The sequence below is a fragment of the Undibacterium sp. TJN19 genome (genome assembly GCF_049339485.1).
In the GTDB taxonomy this organism is placed as follows: domain Bacteria; phylum Pseudomonadota; class Gammaproteobacteria; order Burkholderiales; family Burkholderiaceae_D; genus Undibacterium.
Genome location: NZ_JBMPPL010000001.1, coordinates 1,354,333 through 1,379,867 on the forward strand (window position 1 = coordinate 1,354,333; position 25,535 = coordinate 1,379,867).

At 51.8% G+C, this 25,535-nt stretch carries 23 protein-coding genes and 13 tRNA genes; 27 read left to right on the top strand and 9 right to left on the bottom strand.

The annotated features are described in order from the left end of the window. Positions 1-194: 194 nt before the first annotated feature. The 3 genes from ACO0LH_RS06130 to ACO0LH_RS06140 all read left to right on the top strand — a co-directional run bounded on the left by ACO0LH_RS06130 (position 195) and on the right by ACO0LH_RS06140 (position 3,509). A complete protein-coding gene (locus tag ACO0LH_RS06130; protein WP_422940151.1) occupies positions 195-923 on the top strand; it encodes a class I SAM-dependent methyltransferase in 729 nt (242 codons plus the stop codon). Positions 924-1,199: 276 nt separating this feature from the next. Then, positions 1,200-2,351: an SPFH domain-containing protein gene (locus ACO0LH_RS06135; protein ID WP_422940152.1), complete on the top strand. Its 1,152-nt coding sequence runs from the start codon at positions 1,200-1,202 to the stop codon at positions 2,349-2,351. A 75-nt stretch (positions 2,352-2,426) separates the two neighbouring features. Continuing rightward, complete coding sequence (locus tag ACO0LH_RS06140) at positions 2,427-3,509, top strand: hypothetical protein (protein ID WP_422940153.1); 1,083 nt, start codon at positions 2,427-2,429, stop codon at positions 3,507-3,509. 170 nt (positions 3,510-3,679) lie between these two features. Here the strand turns inward: ACO0LH_RS06140 and ACO0LH_RS06145 are convergent, their stop codons facing one another. After that, entirely contained in the window at positions 3,680-4,381 is a 702-nt protein-coding gene (locus tag ACO0LH_RS06145) for a YceH family protein (protein WP_422940154.1), read from the bottom strand. 245 nt (positions 4,382-4,626) lie between these two features. On the opposite strand from ACO0LH_RS06145, the gene ACO0LH_RS06150 reads away from it, so the two are divergent. From ACO0LH_RS06150 to ACO0LH_RS06175, 6 genes are all read left to right on the top strand, one after another. Beyond that, the gene (locus ACO0LH_RS06150; protein WP_422940155.1) at positions 4,627-5,451 is read left to right on the top strand and encodes a hypothetical protein; all 825 of its coding nucleotides are present in this window, start codon (positions 4,627-4,629) and stop codon (positions 5,449-5,451) included. Between the two features lie 106 nt (positions 5,452-5,557). Beyond that, the gene (locus ACO0LH_RS06155; RefSeq protein WP_422940156.1) at positions 5,558-9,859 is read left to right on the top strand and encodes an MG2 domain-containing protein; all 4,302 of its coding nucleotides are present in this window, start codon (positions 5,558-5,560) and stop codon (positions 9,857-9,859) included. After that, complete coding sequence (locus tag ACO0LH_RS06160) at positions 9,823-10,596, top strand: sigma-70 family RNA polymerase sigma factor (protein WP_422940157.1); 774 nt, start codon at positions 9,823-9,825, stop codon at positions 10,594-10,596. The genes ACO0LH_RS06155 and ACO0LH_RS06160 overlap by 37 nt, the downstream gene beginning before the upstream one ends. Continuing rightward, on the top strand, positions 10,593-11,891 hold the full coding sequence (locus ACO0LH_RS06165; protein WP_422940158.1) for a hypothetical protein: 1,299 nt from the start codon (positions 10,593-10,595) through the stop codon (positions 11,889-11,891). Before ACO0LH_RS06160 ends, ACO0LH_RS06165 begins: the two co-directional genes overlap by 4 nt. 6 nt (positions 11,892-11,897) lie before the next feature. After that, a complete protein-coding gene (locus tag ACO0LH_RS06170) occupies positions 11,898-12,218 on the top strand; it encodes a hypothetical protein (protein ID WP_422940159.1) in 321 nt (106 codons plus the stop codon). 60 nt (positions 12,219-12,278) lie between these two features. Then, positions 12,279-12,581 (top strand): high-potential iron-sulfur protein, encoded by a 303-nt coding sequence (locus ACO0LH_RS06175; RefSeq protein ID WP_422940160.1) that lies wholly within the window; start codon positions 12,279-12,281, stop codon positions 12,579-12,581. A 64-nt stretch (positions 12,582-12,645) separates the two neighbouring features. Here the strand turns inward: ACO0LH_RS06175 and ACO0LH_RS06180 are convergent, their stop codons facing one another. Both ACO0LH_RS06180 and ACO0LH_RS06185 read right to left on the bottom strand, forming a co-directional pair. Beyond that, a complete protein-coding gene (locus ACO0LH_RS06180) occupies positions 12,646-13,152 on the bottom strand; it encodes a DinB family protein (protein WP_422940161.1) in 507 nt (168 codons plus the stop codon). A gap of 206 nt (positions 13,153-13,358) precedes the next feature. Next, positions 13,359-13,664: a helix-turn-helix domain-containing protein gene (locus tag ACO0LH_RS06185; RefSeq protein WP_422940162.1), complete on the bottom strand. Its 306-nt coding sequence runs from the start codon at positions 13,662-13,664 to the stop codon at positions 13,359-13,361. Positions 13,665-13,838: 174 nt separating this feature from the next. On the opposite strand from ACO0LH_RS06185, the gene ACO0LH_RS06190 reads away from it, so the two are divergent. From ACO0LH_RS06190 to ACO0LH_RS06260, 15 genes are all read left to right on the top strand, one after another. After that, positions 13,839-14,096, top strand: coding sequence for a hypothetical protein (locus ACO0LH_RS06190; RefSeq protein ID WP_422940163.1), 258 nt, complete (start codon positions 13,839-13,841; stop codon positions 14,094-14,096). 34 nt (positions 14,097-14,130) lie between these two features. Continuing rightward, positions 14,131-14,301, top strand: a complete 171-nt coding sequence (locus ACO0LH_RS06195) for a hypothetical protein (RefSeq protein WP_422940164.1) — start codon at positions 14,131-14,133, stop codon at positions 14,299-14,301. A 22-nt stretch (positions 14,302-14,323) separates the two neighbouring features. Then, positions 14,324-14,397: transfer RNA gene (locus ACO0LH_RS06200), tRNA-Gly, on the top strand. Positions 14,398-14,691: 294 nt separating this feature from the next. Further along, positions 14,692-14,786: transfer RNA gene (locus tag ACO0LH_RS06205), tRNA-OTHER, on the top strand. Positions 14,787-14,888: 102 nt separating this feature from the next. Further along, positions 14,889-14,965 (top strand) — tRNA-Pro (locus ACO0LH_RS06210). 54 nt (positions 14,966-15,019) lie between these two features. Then, positions 15,020-15,095, top strand: a tRNA-Ala gene (locus ACO0LH_RS06215). A 77-nt stretch (positions 15,096-15,172) separates the two neighbouring features. Next, positions 15,173-15,246: transfer RNA gene (locus ACO0LH_RS06220), tRNA-Lys, on the top strand. A 53-nt stretch (positions 15,247-15,299) separates the two neighbouring features. Then, positions 15,300-15,375, top strand: a tRNA-Asn gene (locus ACO0LH_RS06225). A gap of 322 nt (positions 15,376-15,697) precedes the next feature. Then, a tRNA-His gene (locus tag ACO0LH_RS06230) sits at positions 15,698-15,772 on the top strand. 35 nt (positions 15,773-15,807) lie between these two features. Beyond that, a tRNA-Trp gene (locus ACO0LH_RS06235) sits at positions 15,808-15,883 on the top strand. Positions 15,884-15,890: 7 nt separating this feature from the next. After that, positions 15,891-15,966 (top strand) — tRNA-Arg (locus tag ACO0LH_RS06240). Between the two features lie 77 nt (positions 15,967-16,043). Next, a tRNA-Ser gene (locus tag ACO0LH_RS06245) sits at positions 16,044-16,132 on the top strand. Positions 16,133-16,139: 7 nt separating this feature from the next. Further along, positions 16,140-16,215 (top strand) — tRNA-Thr (locus tag ACO0LH_RS06250). 5 nt (positions 16,216-16,220) lie between these two features. After that, positions 16,221-16,295 (top strand) — tRNA-Asp (locus tag ACO0LH_RS06255). A gap of 112 nt (positions 16,296-16,407) precedes the next feature. Next, positions 16,408-16,482, top strand: a tRNA-Met gene (locus tag ACO0LH_RS06260). 250 nt (positions 16,483-16,732) lie between these two features. Here ACO0LH_RS06260 and ACO0LH_RS06265 read toward each other — a convergent pair. Genes ACO0LH_RS06265 through ACO0LH_RS06285 form a run of 5 tightly spaced genes read right to left on the bottom strand, consistent with a single transcriptional unit; the run spans position 16,733 to position 20,246 of the window. After that, on the bottom strand, positions 16,733-17,035 hold the full coding sequence (locus ACO0LH_RS06265; protein ID WP_422940165.1) for a DUF3223 domain-containing protein: 303 nt from the start codon (positions 17,033-17,035) through the stop codon (positions 16,733-16,735). A 58-nt stretch (positions 17,036-17,093) separates the two neighbouring features. Next, positions 17,094-19,028 (bottom strand): AAA family ATPase, encoded by a 1,935-nt coding sequence (locus ACO0LH_RS06270; RefSeq protein WP_422940166.1) that lies wholly within the window; start codon positions 19,026-19,028, stop codon positions 17,094-17,096. Further along, on the bottom strand, positions 19,015-19,527 hold the full coding sequence (locus ACO0LH_RS06275; protein WP_422940167.1) for an ABC-three component system middle component 5: 513 nt from the start codon (positions 19,525-19,527) through the stop codon (positions 19,015-19,017). Before ACO0LH_RS06275 ends, ACO0LH_RS06270 begins: the two co-directional genes overlap by 14 nt. Beyond that, positions 19,521-20,075: an ABC-three component system protein gene (locus ACO0LH_RS06280; RefSeq protein WP_422940168.1), complete on the bottom strand. Its 555-nt coding sequence runs from the start codon at positions 20,073-20,075 to the stop codon at positions 19,521-19,523. Before ACO0LH_RS06280 ends, ACO0LH_RS06275 begins: the two co-directional genes overlap by 7 nt. Before the next feature lie 18 nt (positions 20,076-20,093). Next, complete coding sequence (locus ACO0LH_RS06285; RefSeq protein WP_422940169.1) at positions 20,094-20,246, bottom strand: hypothetical protein; 153 nt, start codon at positions 20,244-20,246, stop codon at positions 20,094-20,096. Between the two features lie 633 nt (positions 20,247-20,879). Here ACO0LH_RS06285 and ACO0LH_RS06290 point away from each other — a divergent pair. Then, positions 20,880-21,950 (top strand): hypothetical protein, encoded by a 1,071-nt coding sequence (locus ACO0LH_RS06290; protein WP_422940170.1) that lies wholly within the window; start codon positions 20,880-20,882, stop codon positions 21,948-21,950. Here the strand turns inward: ACO0LH_RS06290 and ACO0LH_RS06295 are convergent. Then, positions 21,947-23,329 (bottom strand): hypothetical protein, encoded by a 1,383-nt coding sequence (locus ACO0LH_RS06295; protein WP_422940171.1) that lies wholly within the window; start codon positions 23,327-23,329, stop codon positions 21,947-21,949. The two genes, ACO0LH_RS06290 and ACO0LH_RS06295, sit on opposite strands and share 4 nt — an antisense overlap. Before the next feature lie 182 nt (positions 23,330-23,511). Here ACO0LH_RS06295 and ACO0LH_RS06300 point away from each other — a divergent pair, with 182 nt between their 5' ends. Further along, the gene (locus ACO0LH_RS06300; RefSeq protein ID WP_422940172.1) at positions 23,512-24,333 is read left to right on the top strand and encodes a nucleotidyltransferase domain-containing protein; all 822 of its coding nucleotides are present in this window, start codon (positions 23,512-23,514) and stop codon (positions 24,331-24,333) included. Positions 24,334-24,418: 85 nt separating this feature from the next. After that, positions 24,419-25,420, top strand: a complete 1,002-nt coding sequence (locus tag ACO0LH_RS06305; RefSeq protein ID WP_422940173.1) for an LLM class flavin-dependent oxidoreductase — start codon at positions 24,419-24,421, stop codon at positions 25,418-25,420. Positions 25,421-25,535 lie beyond the last annotated feature (115 nt).

A 25,535-nucleotide genomic window follows, 5' to 3' on the forward strand; every position in this document is an offset into this window, starting at 1 on the left:
GCCTGTGTAACGGGGCTTAAGCGATAGAAAACCAGTGGATATCTCATCCTGCCTCTATTGCTGTCGAATCTTAGAACCTTGACTGCATTGGTACCGTCTGCCATTTCCCTATATTTTCTTACCCCCAGGCACCAAACTCTCTCAAACTCACTAACTGCTACTATAAGTATTTCAGATGCTTAAAAAGGAATAATGTGAACAGCGAGGAACTTAAAAGTATTTTTGATCAACAGGCTTCCAGCTACGATCAACAATGGGCGAGAATGGCGTCAATTAACAATAATCTGTACTTCTTGCTGGAATCCGTTTTTTCTGCATTGCCTCCAGAGGCCAGGATTCTATGTGTCGGGGTCGGTACAGGAAAAGAGTTGATCCATCTTGCAAAAAAGAACCCCGGCTGGCGGTTTACTGCAATTGAACCTTCAGGCGCAATGCTTGATGTCTGTCGCCAGCGTGTCGAAGAAGAAGGACTTGGCTCACGATGCTATTTCCATGAAGGCTACCTCGACTCGCTACCTGTCATGGATCTCCACGATGCAGCGACTTGTTTCCTGGTATCCCAATTTATATTGGAAAAAGAAGCCCGCTCCAACTTCTTCAGGCAAATCGCCAATCAACTTCAACCAGACGGCATACTGGCCAACTCGGATTTGTCGTCAGGTGCAAATTCTGAAAATTATGATGCATTGCTGGGTGTGTGGTGGAAAGTAATGGCGACATCAACCCTTTCTTCTGATGGCCTCAATCGCATGAAGGCTGCCTATGCCAAGGACGTCGCCGTTTTGCCACCTGTAGAAGTGGCATTGGTTATTGAAACTGGCGGATTTATGGCACCGGTACAGTTCTTTCAATCAGGCTTGATACATGCCTGGTTTGCTAAAAAGGCCAGTACGGGCGTCAATGCGCAAAGTGATAAAGACTGACGACTGACTTCGGCAAATCTCATTGAAGCGTGATGTTTCAATGAGATTCAAACGCTTTACTGCTCCATTCATTGATAAAAAAACACCATTCATTCCTTCAAATTTACATCTGGAAACAAGCTCCAATAAATACCCACAGCCCCTTGTGATAATGTACCAATTAAGCAATACTTCGCCTACGCCGGATAGTCTTGAAATCCGCCGAATAGCTGTTGGCTGCTATCAATAGAATTGTCTGCCAGCATCCTGCAAGAATTTTTGTATTTGGAGAACACTATGGGTCTGTGGAACAAGCTCAGCAATGAATTTATCGATATCGTCGAATGGCTGGATAACAGTCCCGATGTGATGGTGCATCGCTTTGAGCGCTATCAGAACGAAATCAAGATGGGTGCCAAGCTGACGGTGCGCGAGGGGCAGATTGCTATCATGGTCAATGAAGGCCAGATGGGCAAGGGCCAAGTGGCTGACGTATTCATGCCGGGCATGTATGACCTGTCCACAGAAAACATGCCTTTATTGAGTACACTCAAGGGTTGGAAATATGGCTTTAACAGCCCGTTCAAGGCGGAAGTGTATTTCTTCAAGACCACCCGCTTCACGAACCTGAAATGGGGCACGGCTGGCCCTGCCACCATGCGCGACCCTGAATTTGGTGTGGTGCGTGTAACGGCATTTGGTATTTATGGCATACGCATTACCGATGCCAAGGTCATGTTGTCTGAGCTGGTGGGCACCAAGGCTGACTTCACGACACAAGATATCGAAGAAAACCTGCGCGGCAAGATAGGCATGCGCATCAAGGAAGTCATGCCTGAAATTGGCGTGCCTGTCATTGACCTGGAAGCCAAGGTCACCGTGGTTGGTCAGCGGATACAGGAAAAAATTGCCGGCGATTTTGCGCAATATGGCCTGGAACTGTGTGAAGTGCAGGTGCAGGACATAGGCTTGCCGGAAGAAGTGGAAAAAGCCATCGACCAGCAAGGCGCGATGCGCATGATAGGCAATATGAACCAGTTTGCCCAATACCAGGGTGCACAGGCCTTGCGCGATGCGGCACAAAACCCCGGCATGGCAGGTGCCATGATGGGTGTTGGTGTGGGCGGTATGCTGAGCCAGAGCATGGGTACCATGTTTGGCAATAACCCGCAGCCTGCCGCTGCCGCACCTGTAGCCGCCCCGGCGCCTGCTTCGGGTGGTGGCATGCCGCCACCGTTGCCAACAGCGGCATCGTATTTTGTCGCCCAGAACGGTGCGCAAACCGGGCCGTTTGATTTGACAGTGCTGCAATCGCATGTGGGCAATGGCAGCCTGACGCGTGACAGCCTGGTATGGCGTCAGGGCATGGCAGCCTGGGGCAAGGCGGCTGAACAGTCTGACCTGGCTGGCTTGTTTGCAGCCATGCCGCCACCGTTGCCACCACAGTAAAAGCCTGGCTTATGATGCGGCGTCGCACCTGTCTGGGTGCGGCGCCATTTCTGTTTTGTTCTGGAATCATCACCCGTGACAACAAAAAACTACCCCTGTAAATCTTGCGGTGCGAAGCTCGAATACGCACCTGGCCAGCATGCACTGCAATGCCCGTATTGCGGTGCAAAGAATGATATCCCCGAAGACAAGGAAGCCACGGTTGCGGCGGTGGAAGAACTGGATTACCATTCTTATCTGGCCAATCAGGCTGGCAATGAACCCATGCTTGATCAGCAGCATGTGAAATGCACAGGCTGCGGGGCAGAATCGCAACTGGCTGCGAATGTGGTATCTGACCGCTGCCCGTTTTGCCAGGTGCCGCTGATTGCCAGTTCTGCCTACTCGGCACGCAAGATCAGGCCGAAGGCAATCGCGCCGTTTGATATCAAGGAATCGGAAGCGCGTTCCAAATTTACCAATTGGGTCACGGGTCTGTGGTTTGCACCGAATGCCCTGAAGCAGGCTTACCGTGCTGAGCGCGGCCTGAAGGGCATCTATACGCCCTATTGGACTTATGATGCTGACAGCGACACCACCTATCAGGGGCAACGCGGAGTTGATTACACGGTAACTGAAAACTATACCGAAAACGGCGAAAGCAAAAGCCGCCAGGTCACCAGGACAGACTGGTACCCCGCAGTGGGGGCCGTACAGGTGTCGTTTGATGATGTCCTGGTAGTCGGTTCAAAAACCCTGCCAGTGTCGTATGCAGAAAACCTGGCACCGTGGCGACTCGAGAAATTGCAGGGTTACCGTGACGATTTTGTGTCGGGCTTTACGGTAGAAGCTTACCAGGTGGGGCTGGAACCAGGCTTTGTCGACGCCCAGGGCAAGATGGAAAGCGTGATACGCGATGCGATTTGCCGCGACATTGGCGGCAATCACCAGCGCATCATTGCCATGCAGCCTCGCTATTCGAATATCAGCTTCAAGCACATCCTGTTGCCAATCTGGCTGTCTTCTTACAAATATGGTGACAAGACTTACCGCTTTCTGGTCAATGGCCAGACCGGTGAAGTACAGGGTGAACGCCCGTATTCAGCATGGAAGATTGCCGGTGCAGTGCTGCTGGCCGTGGCGGTGGTTGTAGCGTTCATGGTGTTCAAGCACAAATAAACAGGGTCAAGGCCTCACCACAAAGAGTCACAGCGTATTTATGGTGGCTCTGTGGTGAGTTTTTGGGTCTTCTGAAAATTCTCCCAAAATCACGCCGCAAACTGACGCGGCTGACACACTGCTTTGAAATCATGTGGCCCCAGGCATATCGGGTTGCATCACCAACCCGATCACTCAAACTGCTTTTTGAATTCGGCAAACTGTGCGCTTAAATCTGCTACCTGCTGCTTCAGTTGTGCAACTTCCGTTTCCAGTTGGCCTACCCTGTCACCTCTTGACGTGCCGGATGCGGTACTGGGCTGGCCAGCTTCTGCCTGATCGAGACTGGCTTCATCGCAGGAAAGCAGGTGGGCATAGCGCGGCTCTTTGGTGCCGGGGGTACGTGACAGACGTGCCACCAGCGGCGGGTATTTGTCGATGAGGTAATCCAGGCATTTTTCGACTTCAGCCACGGTGGCAAACTCATGCAGACGACCAGCGCGGCTACGGATTTCACCTGCGGTCTGGAAGCCGCGCAGCATCAAAATGCTCAGCACGGCTACCTTGGGCTGGTCCAGCATCCATTTGATGCGCATGCGGTGCTCGTATTTGGCAACACGCGCACCGGCCTGATGGATGGCATTTGCCAGTTTTTTGCCAGAAAGCCTCTCTATGGCTTCTAGCACATCGGCTTCTGTCAATGTCATGACAGGGTCACGGCTGGTCAGTTGATTGCAGGCATTGACCAGGGCGTTCAGTGACATGGGGTAATTGTCTGGCGTTGCGGCTTCTTTTTCAGCCAGTGCACCCAGCACGCGTACTTCAGCTTCATCAAGGAAAGCATCATCTTGCGCCCTGCGCGTGATGGGTTCTGGTGTGTTATCGGTATCCATCTTTGATCCTGTTATTGTTGCTACGGCGACTGTTTGCGACTATTTGTGACCGTTTTTGGCCGTTCGTCGCTATTCACTACTGTTTTGCCGTTCTAGCTGCATATTATCCCTAAATAATGAAAGCGTGATGCTCAGGTTTCAGAAAGCCTGTAATTCTTGTTCAGAAAAAATTTAAAAAAAGTTTAACCCCGTTTGTCTGACTGCTCCGTTTAATGAGTATCACCCTCGTTTTTATGGAGAAGAAAATGAACAAATGGAAATCTGTACTGGCTGCCCTGGTAATGGGCGCAATGGGCACGATGAGTGCAATGGCACATGCCGGCCAGCTTGCTGGTGTCAGCATCATCAATCAAAGCACGGGTGAACGGCTGCCGATATGGCGTCATCAGGGCAATAATTATGTGGCTGGCAAGCCAGGTGAGCGCTATGCGGTAGAAATTACCAACAAGACCGGCGGGCGTATTTTATCGGTCTTGTCAGTCGATGGCGTCAATGTGCTGACAGGTGCCACGGCGTCGCCGCTGCAATCAGGCTATGTACTGGCGGGGAGGCAGCCAGTTGAAGTAAAGGGCTGGCGCAAGAACATGGATGAAGTAGCCGCTTTCTATTTCACCCAGTTACCTGATTCATATGCGGCACGTACGGGCAGGCCAGACAATGTCGGTGTTATTGGCGTTGCCCTGTTCAGGGAATATAACGAACCTGTGCCTCTGGAACAATTGTATTCACGCCGGAACGAAGCTGTTGCCCGTGATACTCGTGCTGCGCAAGCCTCTCCCGCACCTGTCACCTCTGCCTCTCCTTCTGCTGAAGCAATGGGTAATCTGGCAAAAAGCAAGTCTGACATGGCTGAAAAATCAATGGATGCCAGGATAGGCACAGGCCATGGCGAGCGCATAGACAGCAGCGTGAGAAATACCGATTTCCGCCGTGCCAGCCAACAGCCTGAAGAAATCATCAGTATCCAGTATGACACCTATGCCCATCTGGTAGCGCGCGGCATTATCCCGCGTGGCCGTCATCAGGATGCCAATCCCTTCCCCGGCAGTTTTGTGCCAGACCCGAACTAAAACCTTACATAGCCAATAAAAATCAGGAAAACACCATGCCATGCATGACTACTTTGGGGTTTCCCCAGGCCCCCGTTCAAATTAAAAAACCAGGAGACTGTCAATAATGAAAAAATCAGGCCACTTCTTCAAAGCACCTGTCTTGTGCCCTTTGCTGCTGATGATGCTGGGCGGCTGTCAGTTAAATGAAGTTGCAGCAACTATGGGAGCCACTGGCGATGTCATGGCAAGCCCGCAAATGGATGGCAGCACTTCCACGCCAGCCAGCAAGAAAAGCAAGGCCATGACGGCGCAGGATGGGCAAAAACCGGCGCTGGCCCCTGTCGTAGCTGAGCCAGCACCCGCTGCCTCAGCCAGGATCAAACAAGTGCGTGCAGAAGAATTGCCAGCCCTGATCAACAGTTATTTTGATACACATGAAGGCCGCAATTTGTACATACAGGTAGACAAGCCTTTGTACAAACCCGGCGAAACCATCTGGTTCAAGAGCTGGGACCTGAAGGCCCGTAATTTGACCGGTGCTGCAATAGAGCAGGCAACGGTAGAGCTGATCTCGCCCAAAGGATCCAGCGTGATCAGGAAGCGTTTGCGCGTTGATGCGGGCAGCTCGGCCAATGACTTTGAGTTACCCCCTGAAGCGCAGGGTGGCGAATACAAAATACGCATCACCACTGGCGATGGCAAGGTACTGGAACGCGCCATCATCGTATCTGCATTTGAAGCACCACGCATGAAGAAAACCCTAGAATTTGTTAAAAAATCCTATGGTGCAGGTGAACAGGTCAGCGCCACGATTGCCGTCAAACGGCCTACCGGTGAAACCTTGTCAGGCAAACGCCTGGTTGCCGTGGTCACCGTCGATGGGATGGAACTGCCACGCGTCAACATCACTACAGATGCGACTGGTGAAGCACTGGTGAAATTTGATTTACCCAAAAACATCAGTACCGGTGATGGTCTGTTGACGATACTGGTGGAAGATGGCGGCGTGACTGAATCAATTTCAAAATCCATCCCCATCCTGCAAAACAAACTGGCGCTTTCTTTCTTCCCGGAAGGGGGAAAAATGGTCGCCGGCTTGCCGACGCGTCTTTATTTTGAAGCCAAAACACGTTTGGGAAAACCGGCAGATGCTGAAGGCAGTCTGGTCGATGACCTGGGCAATACGGTCGCCAGGTTCAACACCTACAAGAACGGCCTTGGTCGCCTGGCATTCACCCCCGCAACGGGACGCAGTTACCATGCAGAAATCAGCAAACCCAGTAGCGTGACTGAGCATTATGCGTTGCCTCTTGCTGAAGAAAACGGCTGTGTCATGCGCAGCTACGATGATCTGGATGGGCAGGAAAAAGCCTTGCGGGTAGCAGTGCAATGCAGCACCGCACAAAAGGTGGTGGTCGCGGCCACCGTACGTGACAAATTATTTGACGCTGGCAGTGTCGAGGCTGGCCCCGGCAAACCGGCAGTCGTCTACCTGCATGCCAAAGACCCTGCCACTACAGGCACCGCTGGTATCGCGCGCGTGACGCTGTTTGACCAGAACCTGAACCCGCTGGCTGAACGCCTGGTTTTCCGCAATCGCCGTAACCGGCTTGAGATCAGTGTCGAACAAGACAAGAAAGCCTATGTGCCACGCGGTGAAGTCGCCCTGAAGATCACGACCAGGGATGCGGGTGGCAATGCCGTACCGGCCGAACTGGCCCTATCTGTTGTCGATGACACCGTATTGTCCTTTGCCGATGACAAAAGCGCCAACATGCTGTCACGCCTGTTACTGGAAAGTGAGTTGCCCGGCAAGATAGAAGAGCCTAATTTTTATACCGACCTGGGTGAAGACAAAAGCGCCCTTGCCCTGGACATGCTGATGGGTACGCGTGGCTACAGGCGTTTTGACTGGGTACAGGTAACCCGCCCGATTCAGCCTGTGACGGTTGTTGGCAGCAATATCAGGCGACAAGACGCCAATGCGGTAGCGCCTGTGCCTCCAATGAAAGCAATCCCCTTGGCGGTACCAATGGCTATGCCCGTGCCTGCGCCGGCAGCTCGTCCAGCAGCACCAGAGTTGAGAAAACTGGCTGCTGCTGAGGCACCACCAGCACCTCAAAAACCCGTCATGGAAAAAATGAAGGAAGAAATTGCCGGACGCAGGATCAGGCATGTCCCGCCTGAGCAGGGAGAAGCTGCCTATCTGCCCCAAGCGTCTATCGCTGTAGATAAAGACTTCGCCCGTGCAAATGCGAAAATGATGGCCCCGCCAGCGGAGATGGAGCCAACATGGGCAACCGTGCGGGTGTTCCCTGTTCCAGCCTATACGCCTGATTATGCCGGGCCACGCGATGATTATCGCGATACGGTACTCTGGGCACCTTCGGTAAAAACTGACAAACAGGGCAAAGCCACATTGAAGCTGGCTTTGTCAGATGCGGTCACTTCCTTCCGCGTCACGGCAGAGGGTGTTGGCGGCGGGCAGGCCGGACATAGTCAGAACATCATCAAATCATCATTGCCATTTTCTTTATCAGCCAAGCTGCCACTGGAAATTTCTGCCGGTGACAAGCCACTGATCCCCGTCACCCTGAGCAATGAAAGCGATCAGACTGTCAATGTCACACTCAACAGCAATTTTGGCAAGCTCTTGAAAACCACTGACAGCAATGACAAAGTGGGCGCTATCGCCGCGGGCCAGCGCAAGAGCATGTTCATCCCTCTTGAAGTCACAGGCACGCAGGGTTTGTCGCAAGTGCAATTGTCGGCGACTGCATCGGGTTTGAAGGATGAAGTCTTGCGCAGCATACCGGTGGTCGCCCAGGGCTTTCCGCAATTGCTGGAGAAGTCAGGGCAAATCAAGGGACAGGTCACGCATGATCTCGACCTCAGCAAAGCCAATAAGGGCAGCGCGCAGGCTTCGATCAGGGTGTATACCTCATCGCTGTCGACCATGGTATCTGGCCTGGAAGGCATGTTGCGCGAACCGTCTGGCTGTTTCGAGCAAACCTCATCGACCAATTACCCGAACGTGATGATCATGCAATACCTGAAGCAGCATGATGTTGCCGACAGCGTCTTGCTGGAACGCACCAGTAAATTGCTGGACAGCGGCTACAAGAAGCTGGCTGGCTTTGAATCACCGAAAAAAGGCTATGAATGGTTTGGTGGCGACCCCGGCCATGAAGCACTGACTGCCTATGGCTTGCTGGAATTTGCCGATATGAAAAGTATCTACGGTTCTGTCGATACTGCCATGCTGACACGTACTGCGGCCTGGCTGAAAACCAGACGTGATGGCAATGGCGGTTATCAGCGTGATACCAAGGCACTCGATACTTTTGGCCGGGCTGCGCCAGAAGTGACCGACGCCTATATCACCTGGGCCCTGGTCAATGCCGGAGAAACCGGGCTGGACAAGGAAATTGCAAAGTCTGTCAAACTGGCCGAAACCACACAAGATGCCTATCAACTGGCACTGGCCACTGGCACCATGCTGGCACCATCTGCAAAAACAGCGGTATCGGAAAAGACCCGTCGTTTCGCGGCGGATAAACTGGCAGACATGCAAAATGCCAACGGTTCATGGACCAATGCTGATCATTCCATCACGCGCAGTGGTGGCAGCAATCTGCATATAGAAACCACATCGCTGGCAATACTGGCCATGTTGAAAGCAGATGGCCACCTGGAACAGGCACGCAAGGGCATCACCTGGTTGCAGGCAAACCGCAGTGGCTACGGTCAATGGGGCGCTACACAGGCCACTGTGCTGGCGCTGAAGGCAATGATCGCCTTTGATGAAGCAACCAGGGTTGCGCCCACGGCTGGCAAAGTCAGCCTGATTGTTGACGGTGTCGTAGTCAGCGAACAAAGCTATGAAGCTGGCAGAGGTCTGCCCCTGTTGTTCAATGGGTTTGAAAACCTGCTGACACCTGGCAAGCACAGCATCACGCTCAAGACTGGTAACGGATCTGCCCTGCCCTATTCCATGGTCATTGAATACCGCAGCAATGAACCGGCCTCATCCAATACCGCTGCCATCAAGCTTGATACCAGGCTGGCAAAAACGGATATGAAGATGGGTGAAACCGTCAGGCTCGATGCGGTCATCAGCAACAAGACCCAAACTGGCCAGCCCATGAGCCTGGTCCGTCTGGGCTTGCCTGGCGGCCTGACTTTCCAGAACTGGCAGTTGAAAGAAATGCGGGAGAAAGGACAGATCGATTTCTATGAAACCCGTGCACGTGAAGTGATACTGTATTTCCGTGACATGAAACCGGGCGAAGTGAAAAAACTGGCGGTGGACCTGGTGGCAACGGTGCCAGGCAGCTATACCGGGCCTGCCTCTTCTGCCTATCTGTACTATAACGATACCGACAAGACGTGGACAACTCCGCTGGCAATACGCATCGCGCCTTAGTACAAGGCAAAGCCCGGCCCGGGCGTTTTTCTGGCAAGTTGATTATTGCCAGAAAAACGCTGAAAGCTGCTTTGTTGCGCAACAGTTTTACCCTGATAGACCATGGAAATTATGCTGGTGAGACGGGATTTTCCGCTAAACTAGCGGCCATGATGACCGAACCCCAGACAGACGAGGCCTTGATGCTGCTCTATTGCGATGGCGACCTGAGCGCCTTCAAGGAGTTGTATCAGCGTCATCGCCTGGGTTTGTATCGATTTATCGACTGGCGTTCACCCCGTCAAGAATGGGTCGATGAAATCGTGCAGGACAGCTGGGCTGCTCTGCATGCAGCCAGGTCGCAATACACTCCACTTGCCGGCTTCAAGACGTATCTGTACCAGATCGCGCGTAACCGCCTCATCGATATATTGCGCCAGAGAGAAAGCCTGCTCGACAGCGACCCAGATCACTATGAGCACACGCTGGAAAGCACACAAGAATCCACGCCACTGACCAGGTCACCAGAAACACGGCTGGAAAAGAAACAACAAACCGAGCGCTTGCATGAGGCCATCAGGACCCTGCCCGGCGAACAGAAAGAAGCGCTGGTCTTGCAGCAATTTAATGGCTTGAGCCTGGAAGAAATAGCGGCCATCACTGCCGTATCGACCGAGACAGTAAAAAGCAGATTGCGTTATGCCATGCAAAAATTGCGGGCTGAATTGCATACCCAGAAACAAGGGGAGCCAGCATGACATCCAGGAATGACGACATGCACGACGCCGAATTTGAGGATTTCCTGCAAGGCAAGGGTGAACTCGCGGGCCTGCTGCAAGATCTGCCGCAGGCACAGCCGTCGGCGAAGCTGGATGCAGCTATCATCCATCATGCGGAGCGTGCGCTTGCGGCTTCAACACCCGTAATTTCACCCAGAGCTGCCAATGACACTATTGGCCCTGACGGCCATGGCAAACCACCGTCTTTCCTGTGGCGCTGGAAATTGCCACTGGGCCTGGCTGCCAGTATCTTGTTTGCGATACCTGTAGTCTTGCAACAAAGCCAGCAAACCGATAGTACAGATCCTGTCACTGCTGCGGCACCCGGTTCACCTCATACACCCGGTACGCAGGAAAAAGACAGTGCAGCACTGCCGCAACTTGCCCAGGCAGATATGGCAAGACAGGCAAAGGTCGCTGAAGTTTCTCCTCCGGCAGCGGCCATGAGCAGCACGGCACCGCCTGTGGCACAAGTCAGCAAAGCCAAAGAAAGCAAGACTGGCAATGATGCCAGGCCGGCGATGATGGCCAAACAACGTGGTGACGTGAAACAAGCTGATCAGCAAGCTGCCCCCGAACCCCTGCCAGCCCCAGTACCGCCAGTCATGGTGGCCGCTGCACCAGAGGCCAGGGCTGTAACGGTGACAGGCTCGGCCATACGCAGACAGGATATGTCTTCCGCCGCGCCCGCCCAGGCGATCACGAATGCGGCAAGTAGCGAAGAAAAGTTGGCAGCAGCAAGCCAGTATGCCGACAGTGCAAAAATACGCACGCCTGCACAGAACGCAACTCCTGCCAGAACAGAAGCCACAGGCATGCTGGCCAAAGCCAGCGAAAAAGAATCCAGGTTGCCAGAAGCCATCGCAGAGAAACCTGTGATGACAGCCTCCCGCAGGGCATCTGTGGTAGACGCCGCAACCCATTTGAAAGACGACACCGTTTCGGCAGATAAGACAGAAAAAAAAGCAGACATGGTCGCCGCAGTACCGGTGCCGGTCCAGGCACCACCACGTGCGCCTCTGGCGGCACCCCCTGTTGCGGCGACACCACCGATGGTCTCAGCCCCTCACTCTTCCACATCGACCTCACTATCAGCTGCATTGGCGCCCGAAACGCATTTGAATGCGCCAGACTGGCTGAAAAAAATCGAACAACTCCTGAAAACCAAACGCAACAGGGAAGCACTTGAAGAGTGGCAAAAATTCCGTGCGGTTTATCCAGATTTTGTCGTCGATCAATCTTTGCAAAAGCAAATTGACGTGCTGCAAAGATGAAAGAAATTGTGGCCTGCCAGCAGTAGCGAACCACCGGCAATCTGCCACTCTGAAGATAATTTTTCTGGCATTTTTCTCATTACAGAAATCGTAATTAAAGTAAGCGCCACCATCACCATGATGATTTTTGGCATCCACTTTTTGAAATTCTATTTCATCAACTTACCTGTGTATTCGTCAAGACAAGTCCATTTTGCCTGGACACAAGTTAGTTGCAAGCAGCGTGCGACTAGCGCAAGGCTTGAGCGACAAACGCGGTTTTTTCAGGATAAAGCGGGCATGCGCAAAAACACTATGTCAGGCGTAAAATGGCCTGCCTTCAAATAGCTTTTGCAGTATCAGCTCATCCTGGCTTCCAGCAACACTTTTCTGATCAAGGAATTGCAAATGAACACCAATAATCAACGCCGTCTATTCATGACCCGGATGGCCGGTACCTGCCTCGTCATGTGCACGCCTGTCTGCCATGCGGCTGATCCGGCTCTGAAAGAAAGCGACCCGGCGGCGAAAGAGCATGCCTATGTGGAAGATGCGGCAAAGGTGGATGTGAAGCGATTTCCTGAATTCAAGGACACGCAAAAATGCGGTAGCTGCCAGCTCTATGAAGACAAGGGCAAGGGTTGGGGAGCCTGCGCGATTTTCCCGGGCAAACTGGTGAAAGAAGCAGGCTGGTGTGATGTATGGGGTTGAAGGGCTTGGCGAAATATCAGCCAGACATACCAGCGCGGCAACTGCTTATGCGCTGCATCGCTGGCTAGTTGCCGAGCCGCCGCTCAGGTTCATGCCTGTGCAGATATTTTGTCAGCGAATCCGGCGGTGAACCAATCCCCGTATCTTCTATCATCTGGCCGATGCTGCCGCGGTGATAACCGGCATGGGTAATGACATGCATCAGCATTTCTTCGCATGACATAGTGCCTTTGTCGCCATCAATGAAATTGAAATACACGCGATGCTGCAAGCGCTCTGCGCTGATGCCTGATATAAATTGAAGATACCAGGTATCGGTAGAACTGACTGTTTCGCGCAACTGTGACAGGCCAGGCACAGGGTCAGAATGGGTTGCCATGAAAGCGGGCCCTGTCGTACCCATCAGGTGGTGCTGGAAAATTCTATCGACCACATTGGCATGATCCAGGGTATGCAGCATGCTCAGGAATTTATCCGGGTATCGCTGGGCGTCAAACTGTTCCAGCGCGGTGAGAAGTTCTGTATTTGCCCAGGCTTTGTATTTGAATAGTGAAACGAGAATGCTGTTCATGGCGATGGTATTTCCTTGCTCTGATGTCTTCGACGATGATTTTTCCGTGGTTGAGAATTACCGGTTTTATTTTCCGGCATACGGATATTATCCAAAAACATCACTTGATGCTCAGCCCCATGAGCCAGAACGCATTTCATGTGCAGGCAACTAAACGCCAGCAGCAAATCTGCCTCGGTAAATTGAACCGCCTGAACATTGCAGTCTCAACTTGGCGGCATTGTCACATCGGCTTCTGTATATCTTTCGATTTTGAACAATTCACTTTCACTGCAATTGAACACTTCGATGAAGGCAGCGAGAAATTCCACTTTCCAGTGATCGGCCTTGTTATCGACGATGCGCAATAACTGGGAATGCGAAACGGTGACTTTTCTGCTGATCAGTATGCGGTGCAGTGCCGAGACTGAACGAATTTTATGTTCTGCCATTAATTCACGCAGGCGCAAAACTACACGCGTACGCTGTTGAACGGCAGGATTTTCAGATGGATTTAATGGTGTTGTATGCATGTCCGAACCTCACTTCGAAGGCGCGCATCATAACAATAAATGGCGAAATATTGCGCACGTTGCATAAATACATCAATAAAATGCTTAAATTCTTCATGCCATGCTAGATTTTTTATAAAAGCTGTGTCAAGATACATACATCGAATCAGCAACAACCACTTTTTAGGAATGACCGTGAAAACTACTTTGCTCAAACAACTGATACAAAACTTGCGCAGTAATGCGCAGGGGCTGGTATCGGCTTGCAAAGCAGCCGCGAGTCATCCCGCCAAACGGGCGATTGCGTCTTATCCAACGCCTCAATATTTTGATTGCGAAATGTTCAATGATGTCAGCCCCATTAATGATCATGGCACATGGTTGGCCTACACAACGCAAGTAACACGAACACGCATACGAGGGGAAACCCTGAAGGTGACAGGAGCAAGCTGAAACTGCTCTCCCACCCTAGCGCTGAAAAGCCCGGATGCCTTTAAAAAGCTCCGGGCTTTTTGATTTTTCCGGCCTGTCAATCACAGGCCACAGCATTGAAACCCGCTTTGGCGGTCGTGACCGGACAACACCGGATCATGGAATTTCTTTAACAATTTGGGAAGAGTCATTCAATGATATTGCTCAGGCATCCTCACATGCCTGAGCAATATCAAAGAATGCCAGATGCGGGTGTAGCTCAATGGCAGAGCTGAAGCCTTCCAAGCTGATGACAAGGGTTCAATTCCCTTCGCCCGCTCCATCATGAAAACGACTTTGCAGGTGATGTCCAAGGTCTTTTTCATGATGTCTTAGAACCTATTTACGATCTTACTGCGCCTGCGTGATCGGGGCTCATGTGCTGCTCAAAATGCTCATGTACTAAAGTACATTCCGCTTTTTGCGCTGCTCTTCAACCCGCTGACGCACGCTCGCTACAGATCGCAAACAGGTTCTTCGTCGTCTAAAGGTAAGGACAACTGATTTTCGATCAGCAAATGGCGGTTCATTTCCGCCCTGAGACACCAGTTCTTGACTGAGGTAATTCAGTCACCAGGGATGGTTGCCCGACCGGTAAGGGGTGCGGCTGGGTGCAGCTGTAAACCGCGAGCATGCAAGTCATAGGTGGTTCAATTCCATCACCATCCACCAGTTTTTGTGCCTCAAGCTAAAAGTGAAAACGCCGATCCGGAAAACTGGAGAGCGTGGATCGATACCACGGATAGCACAGAAAGCATCACAGATTAAAGTATTCGGAGTATGGCGCAGCCTGGTAGCGCAACTGCTTTGGGAGCAGAAGGTCCGAGGTTCAAATCCTCGTACTCCGACCATTCATCAACATGCATTTTATCAATAGGGATGAGATGCGTTCCAGTAACAGATACGGGGGTGTAGCTCAGTTGGGAGAGCACCTGCTTTGCACGCAGATTGTCGTCGGTTCGATCCCGGCCACTTCCACCAATTTTTTAACCTGATTTCCATTGGAGAACACCATGAAACGAAAGACCAGACATCGCAAGATGCCAGATAAAACATAACGGGATGTAGCTCAAAGGTAGAGCATTCGGCTTTTAACCGAACGGCGAGAGTTCAATTCTCTCTATCCCGACCACGCCAGAATCTCGATTAAAGCGCAGTCGTTTTAATCGATGTTTTGTCAACAATTCCCCGGTAGCTCAGTTAGTAGAGCGGCGCACTGTTACTGCGCATGCCCCTGGTTCGAGTCCAGGTTGGGGAGCCAATCTTCAAGTAAACCTTAAGCAGGTCTCTAGAACTCATTTCATAAATAGGGATGAGATGCGTTGGCCTCATAGCGTGGGCTGGCAAGGCGGGCGAGGCCGTCAATAGTGGTGCTATTGACAACGAGTCCAACACAGTCCAGCCAACGCTATGAGGCAAACCCTTCGGGAACTGACGATTTGGGCGCATTGCTGCGTTGCGCCGCTTGCAAAGGCGGACGCCTTAGCTGCGCGTCACGCCTTGCACTGCATCCTAAATCGCCTTGTTCGCATTCACCCCTATTTATGAAATGAGTTCTAAAAATATTTCGAGAGTATTTTGGTGTGGCCATAACTTAACGGTCAAAGTCGTGGATTGTGATTCCGCTTATCTCGGTTCGATTCCGAGTGGTCACCCCAAAATATTTTCTTGCTTGCATAGCGCAAATTCATATATCTCAGTAACTCAATTGACAGAGTAACGGTCTCCAAAACCGAAGGCTACAGGTTCAAGTCCTGTCTGGGATGCCACTTTTATCTCGCTTTAGCTCAGTCGGAAGAGCGCAACGATACGAACGTTGATGTCGCAGGTTCGATCCCTGCAGGCGGGTCCAGTTTTACCGTGCGCTCGCATGGTCTTTCCCCTCACACGAGCAGGCATGTTCGATAGCAGGCGCGGTATTTTTTACAAGGAAGATTCGCATAATGGTATTGCACCGGGTTGCTAACCCGGCGGGCTCGCCAGGGCCCGTGTGCGTTCGAGTCGCACATCTTCCGCCAGTTTTTTGCCGGTTTAGCTCAGTTGGCAGAGCGGCTGATTTGTAATCAGCGGGCCGTGGGTTCGAATCCTGCAACCGGCACCAGATTTGCCCTATTAACTCAATGGTAGAGTCCCCGCCTGTCTAGCGGGTTGCCAGCGGTTCGATTCCGCTATAGGGCGCCAGTTTCATTGCAATCAAATGCATCAATAAGCAATGCACTCTTGCGACCGCCACACACAGACCCGTTTCGGCTTTGCCGATTCGTGGCGATCGTCCGCCAGTAAGGTTCATCATCGAAATTTAGCTCAGTTGGTAGAGCATTCCTTCATATGCGAGCGGTCGCTGGTTCAAATCCGGCAATTTCGACCACTACAACAAAACCCATACTTTCCATCTCCGCTGTATATCCCTGTTTTACATTTAATCACATACAGTCAGCATTTTATGTCGTGCGTGATGTGACAGCTGCAACCATAAAAATAATAAGGAAACTCCAATGAGGAAATTAGTCACTATCAGACAAGTCAGTAACGTCAAACCCATCCCAGACACAGATGTCATTGAATGCGCAAGCGTGAACATAGACCATCGTCAGCAAAGCCGCGGCGAGGAATCTTGCCTATTTGCGATTTCTGACGCATTCGGTCCAACTGATGTTGTCGTTGGTGCCGTCACTTTTATGGATTTGAAAACCGACAGTGCCTTTTTCCTGTACAAGTACTTGGATTCGGTCTACCCCAGGATAGACCTTTTCTGGATAAGACGGATGGCTTTCGAAAAGCGATAGGCAGAACGCGCGATCTTCAAAGGTCAGGAAATCACCGATTGGATACTTTTCAACGAGCGACTGAATGTATGTAATGAGGTCTTCCTTCTTCCGGAAGACGTACCCATTTATGTTCACGCTGATTGCTCTTCCCATGTCCGTGTCCCTTCGTAATGATTTGGATTCCAACAATTAGCCCGCGGTCCCCAATGGCTCAGGATGGAAGGATACCTGGATGCGCAGGGCCAGCTTGAATGTCAATGGATTTTTCTTCATGTGTAAACTTTCTACCGACGATGTATTCGCTTGTATCCAACTCGGGGCATACACTCATCGTCGTCATAATGATTTGATGAACGACTTTCGATTGGCTCGACCGGCGTGCGATAATTTTTTGGAAGTTGTAGCTGCGCTCGACTTCCATGCCGCCATCTTCGACACCGTCGATGATCAATAGCCGTGGATAGCGGAAATAGGGCAATTCCAGTGACGATAACAAGAGAGCGAGATGGAAGCCGTGGCGAAGGAATACCATCGAACTCGCAGAAAATTCACGCTGCCCATCGATCGACAATTGATTCGCACCGAAATCGATGTTGATGGAATCAGCGCGCTCGAATTCAGCTTGGCGAGAGAGGTCATCCTTGAGGATCGCCTTCAGGTTGTTCGCGACGGCGAGGTATGCTGAGTTACGCCGGCCTTCTTGTTCGCGAGTGACCGCTTCAATTCGCCCCTTTATCCATTCTTGCCTGGCTTCGATTTCACCAAGCTTGTCGGTGAGCCTTTCCAGCAAATCGGCAAGTTTCTTTAATTCCAGCGCGTTTTTTATTTCCTGCTCTTTGCCGCCGATCTCCTTAGAAAGTGACTGCATCAGGATATGGTCGGGAGAGCGCCAATGGGCTTGATTCCGTTTGAACTCGGTTTCTAGCGCTTTCAGCCTGCTTTGCGCAGAAGGTATGTCTAAGACGACCTTATCGAGTTCTTCCAGTTGCTGGACACGAATCATTCCAGATTCCCTCAACTGCAAGGCCAGCTCGTTTTTCATCCGTGCCAATTGCGATCGCGCGGAATCCTCAGCCATGTCGGATTTGCATAGAGCGCAAGAGGACTGGTTTGCCTCCGGTGGTTGAAGCTTGGTAAAGCAACTTGGGCAAAACGAAAAAACAGCCGTTCCAAGATAAGACTCGGCAGCAGCTGACTCTTCAAGACTGAACATTCGCTCTTCAAGTTCTCGAAGAAAAAGTTCCGAATCTGCGATCTCGGTTTCGAGATTAACCTTTTTCTCTTTGAGCTTCGAAAGTGCCATGTGCGCGTCGGTCAGTTGCGCGCGCAGTTCGTTGTCCTCCTTGGAAGACGAGGTTTTAGAAGCCGCACCGCTGTCTATATTCTCAAGCCGGGATTGGAGAAATAAAATTTCGCTTCCCAATGTCTGAATTTGATTGTTCAGGAATTCGAGTGAAATGTTCGTGCCCGAGTTTCCAAACGTGGAATAAATTGTCCTGATGCTGACGCGGATCGCGGACGCATCCTTGTCTGCCGCAGATTCAAGCAATTTGAGGTCGTACAGCTCGGTCGAGTCGATACCAAGCAAGTAGTCGCCAATCGCAGCGCGAGTGATGCCGCGGTCGAAGCGGTCAAAGCGAAAAAGGTCGGAGGAAGGTGTCTCTTGGTCCGAATAGATCAGGCGCATTAGCTGATGCATCGTGATGTTTGATCCCCCTTCACCACGGAGTTCTGGCATGTCGAGCAGCCGGAAGAGAACTTGAGAAAAACTCTCCTTCATCTCGCTACGCTTGAAGGGAAACTGCTGCCACATGGAGGATCCCGCAGTCAGCGCGCCCTGCATCGTTCCCCAAAATATTGAGAGCGGCCGCATAAGCTGGGTACTGACGCCCCGTCGCAAGGTTACCACAGCATCGTTGGCCGTCACCTCCAAGTAGATTTCATCGCAAAGTTGGGCGACTTGGTTGAAGCTGATGCCTTCAGACCCAAGCGCGTATGCGATGAACCGAATGGTAGTGGTCTTGCCTGAACTATTTTCACCAGTGATGATGTTGAGCCCGGCATGAAACGGAATATTCATGACCGAACGGCCCCCTTTCATGACGACCAGGCGATTGACAAGGATAGTCGGTTTATGCAATGTCATATCGATGCTCTATGAGGTTGGAGCGATGTTTGAGCCCGTTTTCGCCCGTGGCAGGAATCGCGAGAAAGTCTGAGAGCAGAAATTTTCCGATTGTGGTTTGCCGCGCTTGAAAGCGCTGGGCGGCCGATGCTAGCTCCTCGGGCATGGGAAGACTTGTGAGTTCAATAACCCCTTTTTGCAGCGCGGAATCTTGGATGAAGCCGGAAGCGACAAGTCCGCTAAGTGCAGCGAAAAAAATCGGGCGCATGCGTTCGAACGCTGCGCGATTGCCATTAGCATGCCTATATGGGTTTTCGGTCTCTTTCACGGCTGCGCGCAACTGCTTGAACTCTGCCGGAAATTTGAAGTTCGCCATTTTGTAAGGGTAGGCTAAGAAGTAGTCCGCAATCCGAGCAGCGTCGACTGTCAGCTCCGCGGTCCGCGCAGTCGCCGAGATCGCGATGGCCAAAATCCTGACGGCTGTGTGGTAAGGGTCCAAGGCGGGATCATAGATCAACATGCGTCCCACCTGATATAGCAATTGCCTGCCAAGAAGTAGACCAAGCCTTGGATATCCATTTTGTCCAAATTCAGCGGATTCGATTCGAGCATGCAGAGCGCCGGGGCTATGACTTTTTCCAACATGGCTGTGTCGATCGTTGCCCTTGAGGCGCCGTCCTGAACCAACGGAAGGACGGCCTGCTCAAAATTCACGACAATCTCGGCCATCAAGAACGTATAGATAGTCTGGGCAGACTTCGAGCCTTGTTGGCGCAAGATCGCTTTATAAGCCGACTGCTTTTTGAGCAGCGCGCCTTTGAGCAGGTCTTCCCGCCCGGAGGCAGTTAGCTTTACTTCCAATCCTCGTACATCGGAGCTGGTTTGATTCGACAGGAAGTGTTCAAGTTTTTCAGTCCAGGCTATCAGGGTCTGATCAGCGAGCGTTTCAGCTAGATACTGCTCGACGAGTTTGGCCATAGCGGTCGGTTCGCGCGCCGCGTGATAAGTCTTGACGACATCTCTACCGGCCGCGTCGCCGCCAATGGTGTTGTCCCTGACTGTGGACATCAAACTCGACATTCGAGCTTATTTCTTTTTGATGTCGCGACCGGCGATGTCACCGCCCGCGATATTGCCTTTCACGGTGGTGCTGTTTTTCGACCTGTCGACAATGACTTTCAGCGTCCAGCCAGTAAATAGGCCGCCCAAGAAACTCAAAATCTGCGGCAAATACTCCATGAAGTCCCCCGAAAAGTTATGTGGTAGTGCGACCTTATCATTATTTATACAGTTTACGGAAGAAATTTTGTAGTTTTTTTAATATTTTTATGCAATACGAATGTCTGATTCCTCTGACTGTATTCTCTCTTAGTATAAACAAATTCCGTTCCCGGCAACGGTCACCTTAAAGGGCTCGATCGGTTCTTTTTTTGGTTTGGGCAAGTAAGAACTTACAAAGTAGACGCAGTTAGGATAGAGAATTTTGGGAGGCATGTTTAGGGGCATAATTCCCCCTTGAGCATATAGCAAACCCAGCATTCATGATGGTTTCAAAAGCTTGTTCGACTACCACCGCTTCCATATCTTATCAGCCGCGCAAAGGATAGAGGCCCGTTTCAACCTTGCCGATTCGTGGTGGCCAGCTCTTTACTCTTCCCAATACCGCAATGGCATTCGACAGGAAGCGCATGCGCTTCATAGATGCTCTCTGAAGTCTAGTGCGCCTAATTTCGGCCGATCACAGCTTGGTAAGCAAATCGACAATATTCAAAATTGTTGTCAATACCAGGACACTCAGATTATCGTCTGACATTTCAGAAATTTACGCAGCACGTGAATGATGTGCTGGTACCATTAAAAAAAGGAAATGATATGGGCGGCAATGCACTCCAGGCAGCCTCAGTACGCCTTCCTGCTTCACGGTATCGTGTAGTGGAGCAGGAAGCTGTGCAGACATTGCAACAGCACTTTCCAGGGCGGCGTATTGAAGCGGTATTGGCATATGCTGATAAGCCTGATTTTGGCGATCTGGATATTCTGGTGGAAGACCATGGCAACTATGATCCTATGCAAATGGCGGGTGCCTTGCAGGCAAGCGAAGTGGTTCGCAATGGTGATGTCACCAGCATGGGCCTGCCGCTTGCTGAAGGTATATTCCAGGTCGATCTGATCCAGACGCCCTCGGCATCATTTGATTTTGCCGTGCGTTATTTTGGCCTCAATGATTTTGGCAACCTGATCGGGCGTATCGCTCATAAGTTTGGTGCCAAGTTTGGTCATCAGGGGCTGCTTTACCCGCTGCGCGACCCGGACAATAGCAGCCACCTGATTGCAGAGCTTTGCATCACGACAGATTTCAGCACCGCGCTGGATTTGCTTGGCTATGACGCTGAGCGCTATGAAACCATGCGTATCACTGGTCAGTTCAGGACACTGCACGACATTTTTCAATATGTGGTGTCATCGCCGTATGTGAACCGTGAAATTTATCTGCTTGATAACCGCAACCATAAAGCCAGGATACGCGATGCAAAACGGGCGACCTATACGGCTTTTCTGATCTGGCTGGAAGAACAAGCAGAGGGTGTCTTGCCAGCCTATCCATGGGCAGAAGCTGGCAGCAGAGAAAGGCAACAGCAGAAGCAGGAATTTCTGGAATCGGCGTTTGCTGAATTTCCCGCATTCAAACAGGCATATGACCAGGCTTTGGCTGTCAATGCCCGTAGGAAGCAGGTCAGGCTGCAATACAATGGCAGTCTGGCGGCAGAATTCACTGGCCTGTCGGGTAAACCACTGGGCGAATTGATGGCCCGTGTGCGCAATGCATTTGTTGACGAGTCTGCTTTTGAAGATTTTTTTATTACTTCATCACGTGAAACCGTGAAGGCCAGATTTTTGCAGGAGGCAGCGGCAGGCCAGCACGGCAACAAATTGAAAACCTAGGGCAGAACCAGGCCATCCATTTTGACGACTTCAAAACTGCTGCCCTTGACACTGCCCAGTTCTGGCAGGAGTTTGTCGTTGTTCCAGCGCGCATCAGGGGCGCCGCTGACATACCAGTTTGAGCCGTTGTCAGCCACCAGCATGCCATAGGTTTTCATGGCTTGCAGGATGGCTTTGCTTTCATTGGAAAAATTCGCCGGTATCTGGTAACTGGCTTTCAATCGCACACGCATGCCCATGGGCGGCAGGGTGTTGCTGGTATTCGATGAGGCGTAGTGCGTCGCCGGCGGCACGTAGGCACGGCGGGTGCGGCTGACGGTGAAGCGGAAGGCATGGCGTATGACACCACTAGCAGCCTCTTCATAACGCACCAGGCCAGGGAAGATGGGCAGGCCAGCAGCATCGGCACTGGTCCAGCCTGGCTTGCCACCTGGCCGCACATTATTGGATGCCAGGTCAAAAATGGCGCCGCCACTGACTTTCCAGCTACCGCCTGCCTGCGGATAGGCATTACCGACCTCATACAGGCGGCTGGCATCGCGGTCTATCACCAGCACATGGCGGTCACCACCAAAGGTACTGCCATTGGCTTGCTGGCCTTCTATGGGTGCATTGGCGGGAATGGGATAGGGGCCGGGCTCACTTTCATCACCATAGTCGGTAAATTGCACGCTGACTTTGGGCTGGCTTGCTGCAACAACGATATAAGGTATACCTATCGGCGCGCCATCATACAGACCCGAGCCAAAATCAGGATGCAGGCCGGTTGTCATGCCTATGCTGGCAATCAATGCATCAGATGCCGGGTCGACCTGGGCGCCGGAGATATCGGTATTCCAGGCATTAGTGGCAGGGAAAGGCAGGGCCCCGTTCAGATTGGCACCAGCACCCAGGTCAGCCTTGCGCAGATCGCCGTAGATGGCATTGCCGCTATTGCCTGTACCAGCGCCAGCACCCATATTGCTGACATTGATGGTGACAGAAGCCGAGGTATTGCAAGCTGTGACGCAAGCTGAATTAGCGGCCACCAGGGTATAGGTTGTACTGGCAGCCGGGTTGACGCCCACGCTATTGCCGGTCACTGCATTGCCATTGAGTGTCAGGCTGGTGGCACCGCTGACATTCCAGCTCAACTGGCTGGCTTGCCCTGTACTGATGCTGGCCGGTGTGGCGATAAAACTGTTGATGACGGGTGCGCTGGCCGTAGTAGTGCCACCGCTGGTACCTGTGGTGCCTGTGGTACCTGTGGTATTCGTTCCTGTGCTTCCTGTGCTTCCTGTAGATGAACTGACTGGTGCACTGCCAGATCCACCGCCACCGCAGGCAGCGAGGCTCAGTATCAACGTGATAACTGACAATTGTTGGATGCGCTTGGGCATGATTTGATTCCTGACATGGCTGCGGACGGGCATTAAGCCTAGTCTTGAAGACACGCGCAGACAACGGCAATTGCATTTTCTTACAAATTAACTTTTGGGAAACAAGCGCGGCTTTTAGCAGCCCCCTGCTCTGCTACACTGAAGCCCGTTTATAGTCTCGTTGTCATCCATCTGAACCACCTATGCATAACAAACCTATCCCTTTTGAAGAACAGGAACACCCTATTGACCCTGTCATACGGACAGAAATCAATGCGACTTTGCAACGCATAGAGCACAGCCATGATGTAAAGGTTTTGTTTGCCTGCGAATCCGGCAGTCGTGGCTGGGGCTTTGCTTCGCCTGACAGTGATTACGATGTACGCTTTATCTACGTCAACAAACTCGACTGGTACTTGAGCGTCTCACCTGAACGGGATGTCATCGAATTGCCTGTCAATGAAATCTATGATGTCAGCGGCTGGGATTTACGCAAAGCGTTAGGCCTGCTGCGCAATGGCAATGCCACGTTGATTGAATGGCTGTCTTCACCGGTTGTGTATGTGGCTGACCCGGTATTTTTGCAGGCGATTCAAGCCGCCGCCAAAGAAGTACACCGGCCAGAACGCTCTTACTATCATTACCTGCACATGGCTGCGAAAAACTATCGCGAGCATTTGCGTGGTGACGTCGTCAAACTGAAAAAATATCTGTATGTGTTGCGCCCCTTGCTGGCAAGTCTGTGGATAGAGCGCGACATGGGCATCGTACCCATGCGTTTCCAGGACATGGTGGATGCCCTGATCAGTGATGATGAATTGAAAGCCGCCATTGCAGAACTATTGGTCATCAAGCGTCGCGCCAAGGAATCTGAACTGGCACCGGCGCTGCCTGTCATCAACCGCTTTATCGAAAGCGAGCTGGCACGGCTGGAAAATGTACAGGCGATTAAAACGGAAGATGTCGATTTTTCTGTGCTTGACCGCCTGTTGCGGGATACCGTCATGAATAAATTGAGCGAATAGCAAAAAAACAGTTTTTTGCGCCGGCAAACAGGAATCGGCAATTTCACCCATAATGATTTTCTATTCATTTTGAAATTGCTGGCTTATGTACCCACTTTCCATACTCGATCTGTCACCGATTGTCGAAGGCAGTGATGCCGCGCAATCTTTTCGCAACTCCCTGAGCCTGGCGCAACATGGCGAAGGCTGGGGCTACCAGCGTTTCTGGCTGGCTGAACATCATGGCATGCCAGGCATTGCCAGCGCCGCCACGGCCGTGCTGATCGGCCATGTGGCAGCTGGTACCAGAACCATCCGTGTCGGGGCTGGCGGCATCATGTTGCCAAATCATTCACCGCTGGTTATTGCCGAACAGTTTGGTACGCTGGAATCGCTATTCCCTGGCCGTATAGACCTGGGCCTAGGCAGGGCACCAGGTTCGGACCAGCGCACGGCACGTGCCCTGCGCCGCAATCTGGCCAGTGATGCTGATGAGTTCCCGCAGGATGTACAGGAACTGATGGATTATTTCAGTGGTGAAGCAAGACAGGCTGTACGCGCCGTACCGGGCGATGGCCTGGATATCCCCATCTGGATACTTGGCTCCAGCCTGTTTGGTGCGCAACTGGCGGCGGCACTCGGCTTGCCATATGCATTCGCTTCGCATTTTGCGCCCCAACAAATGATGCAGGCGATAGACATCTATCGGGCGACTTTCCGCCCTTCTGCACAATTATCCAAACCGTATGTAATGCTGGGTTTTAATGTCTTTGCCGCCGATACCGATGAAGAAGCCCATTACCTGGCCAGCTCCGCCCAACAAGCCTTTATCAATTTGCGCAGTGGCCGCCCGGCAAAACTGCCTTTGCCGCAACGTGACTTTTTAAAACACGCGGGCCCGCAGGAACAGGCTTTGCTCGAACAGATCCTGTCCTGCTCAGCCATCGGCGCGCCTGACACCGTGGCAGAAAAAATGCAGGCATTTATCAAACACACCGGTGCTGATGAGTTGATGATTACTTCGCAAATTCATCATCATGCGGCACGTCTGCGTTCTTATGAAATTGCTGCACAAGCCACCAGGACGATGGTAAACAAAGCAAACTGATTTTTCGAAAATTTTAAAAAAAGCCTGTACAGACAGGGTCTGCACAGGCTTGGAAATTGCTGACCAAACTACAAAGGGTCTTATCAGCAAGAGGGAAGCAAATCAATACACATAC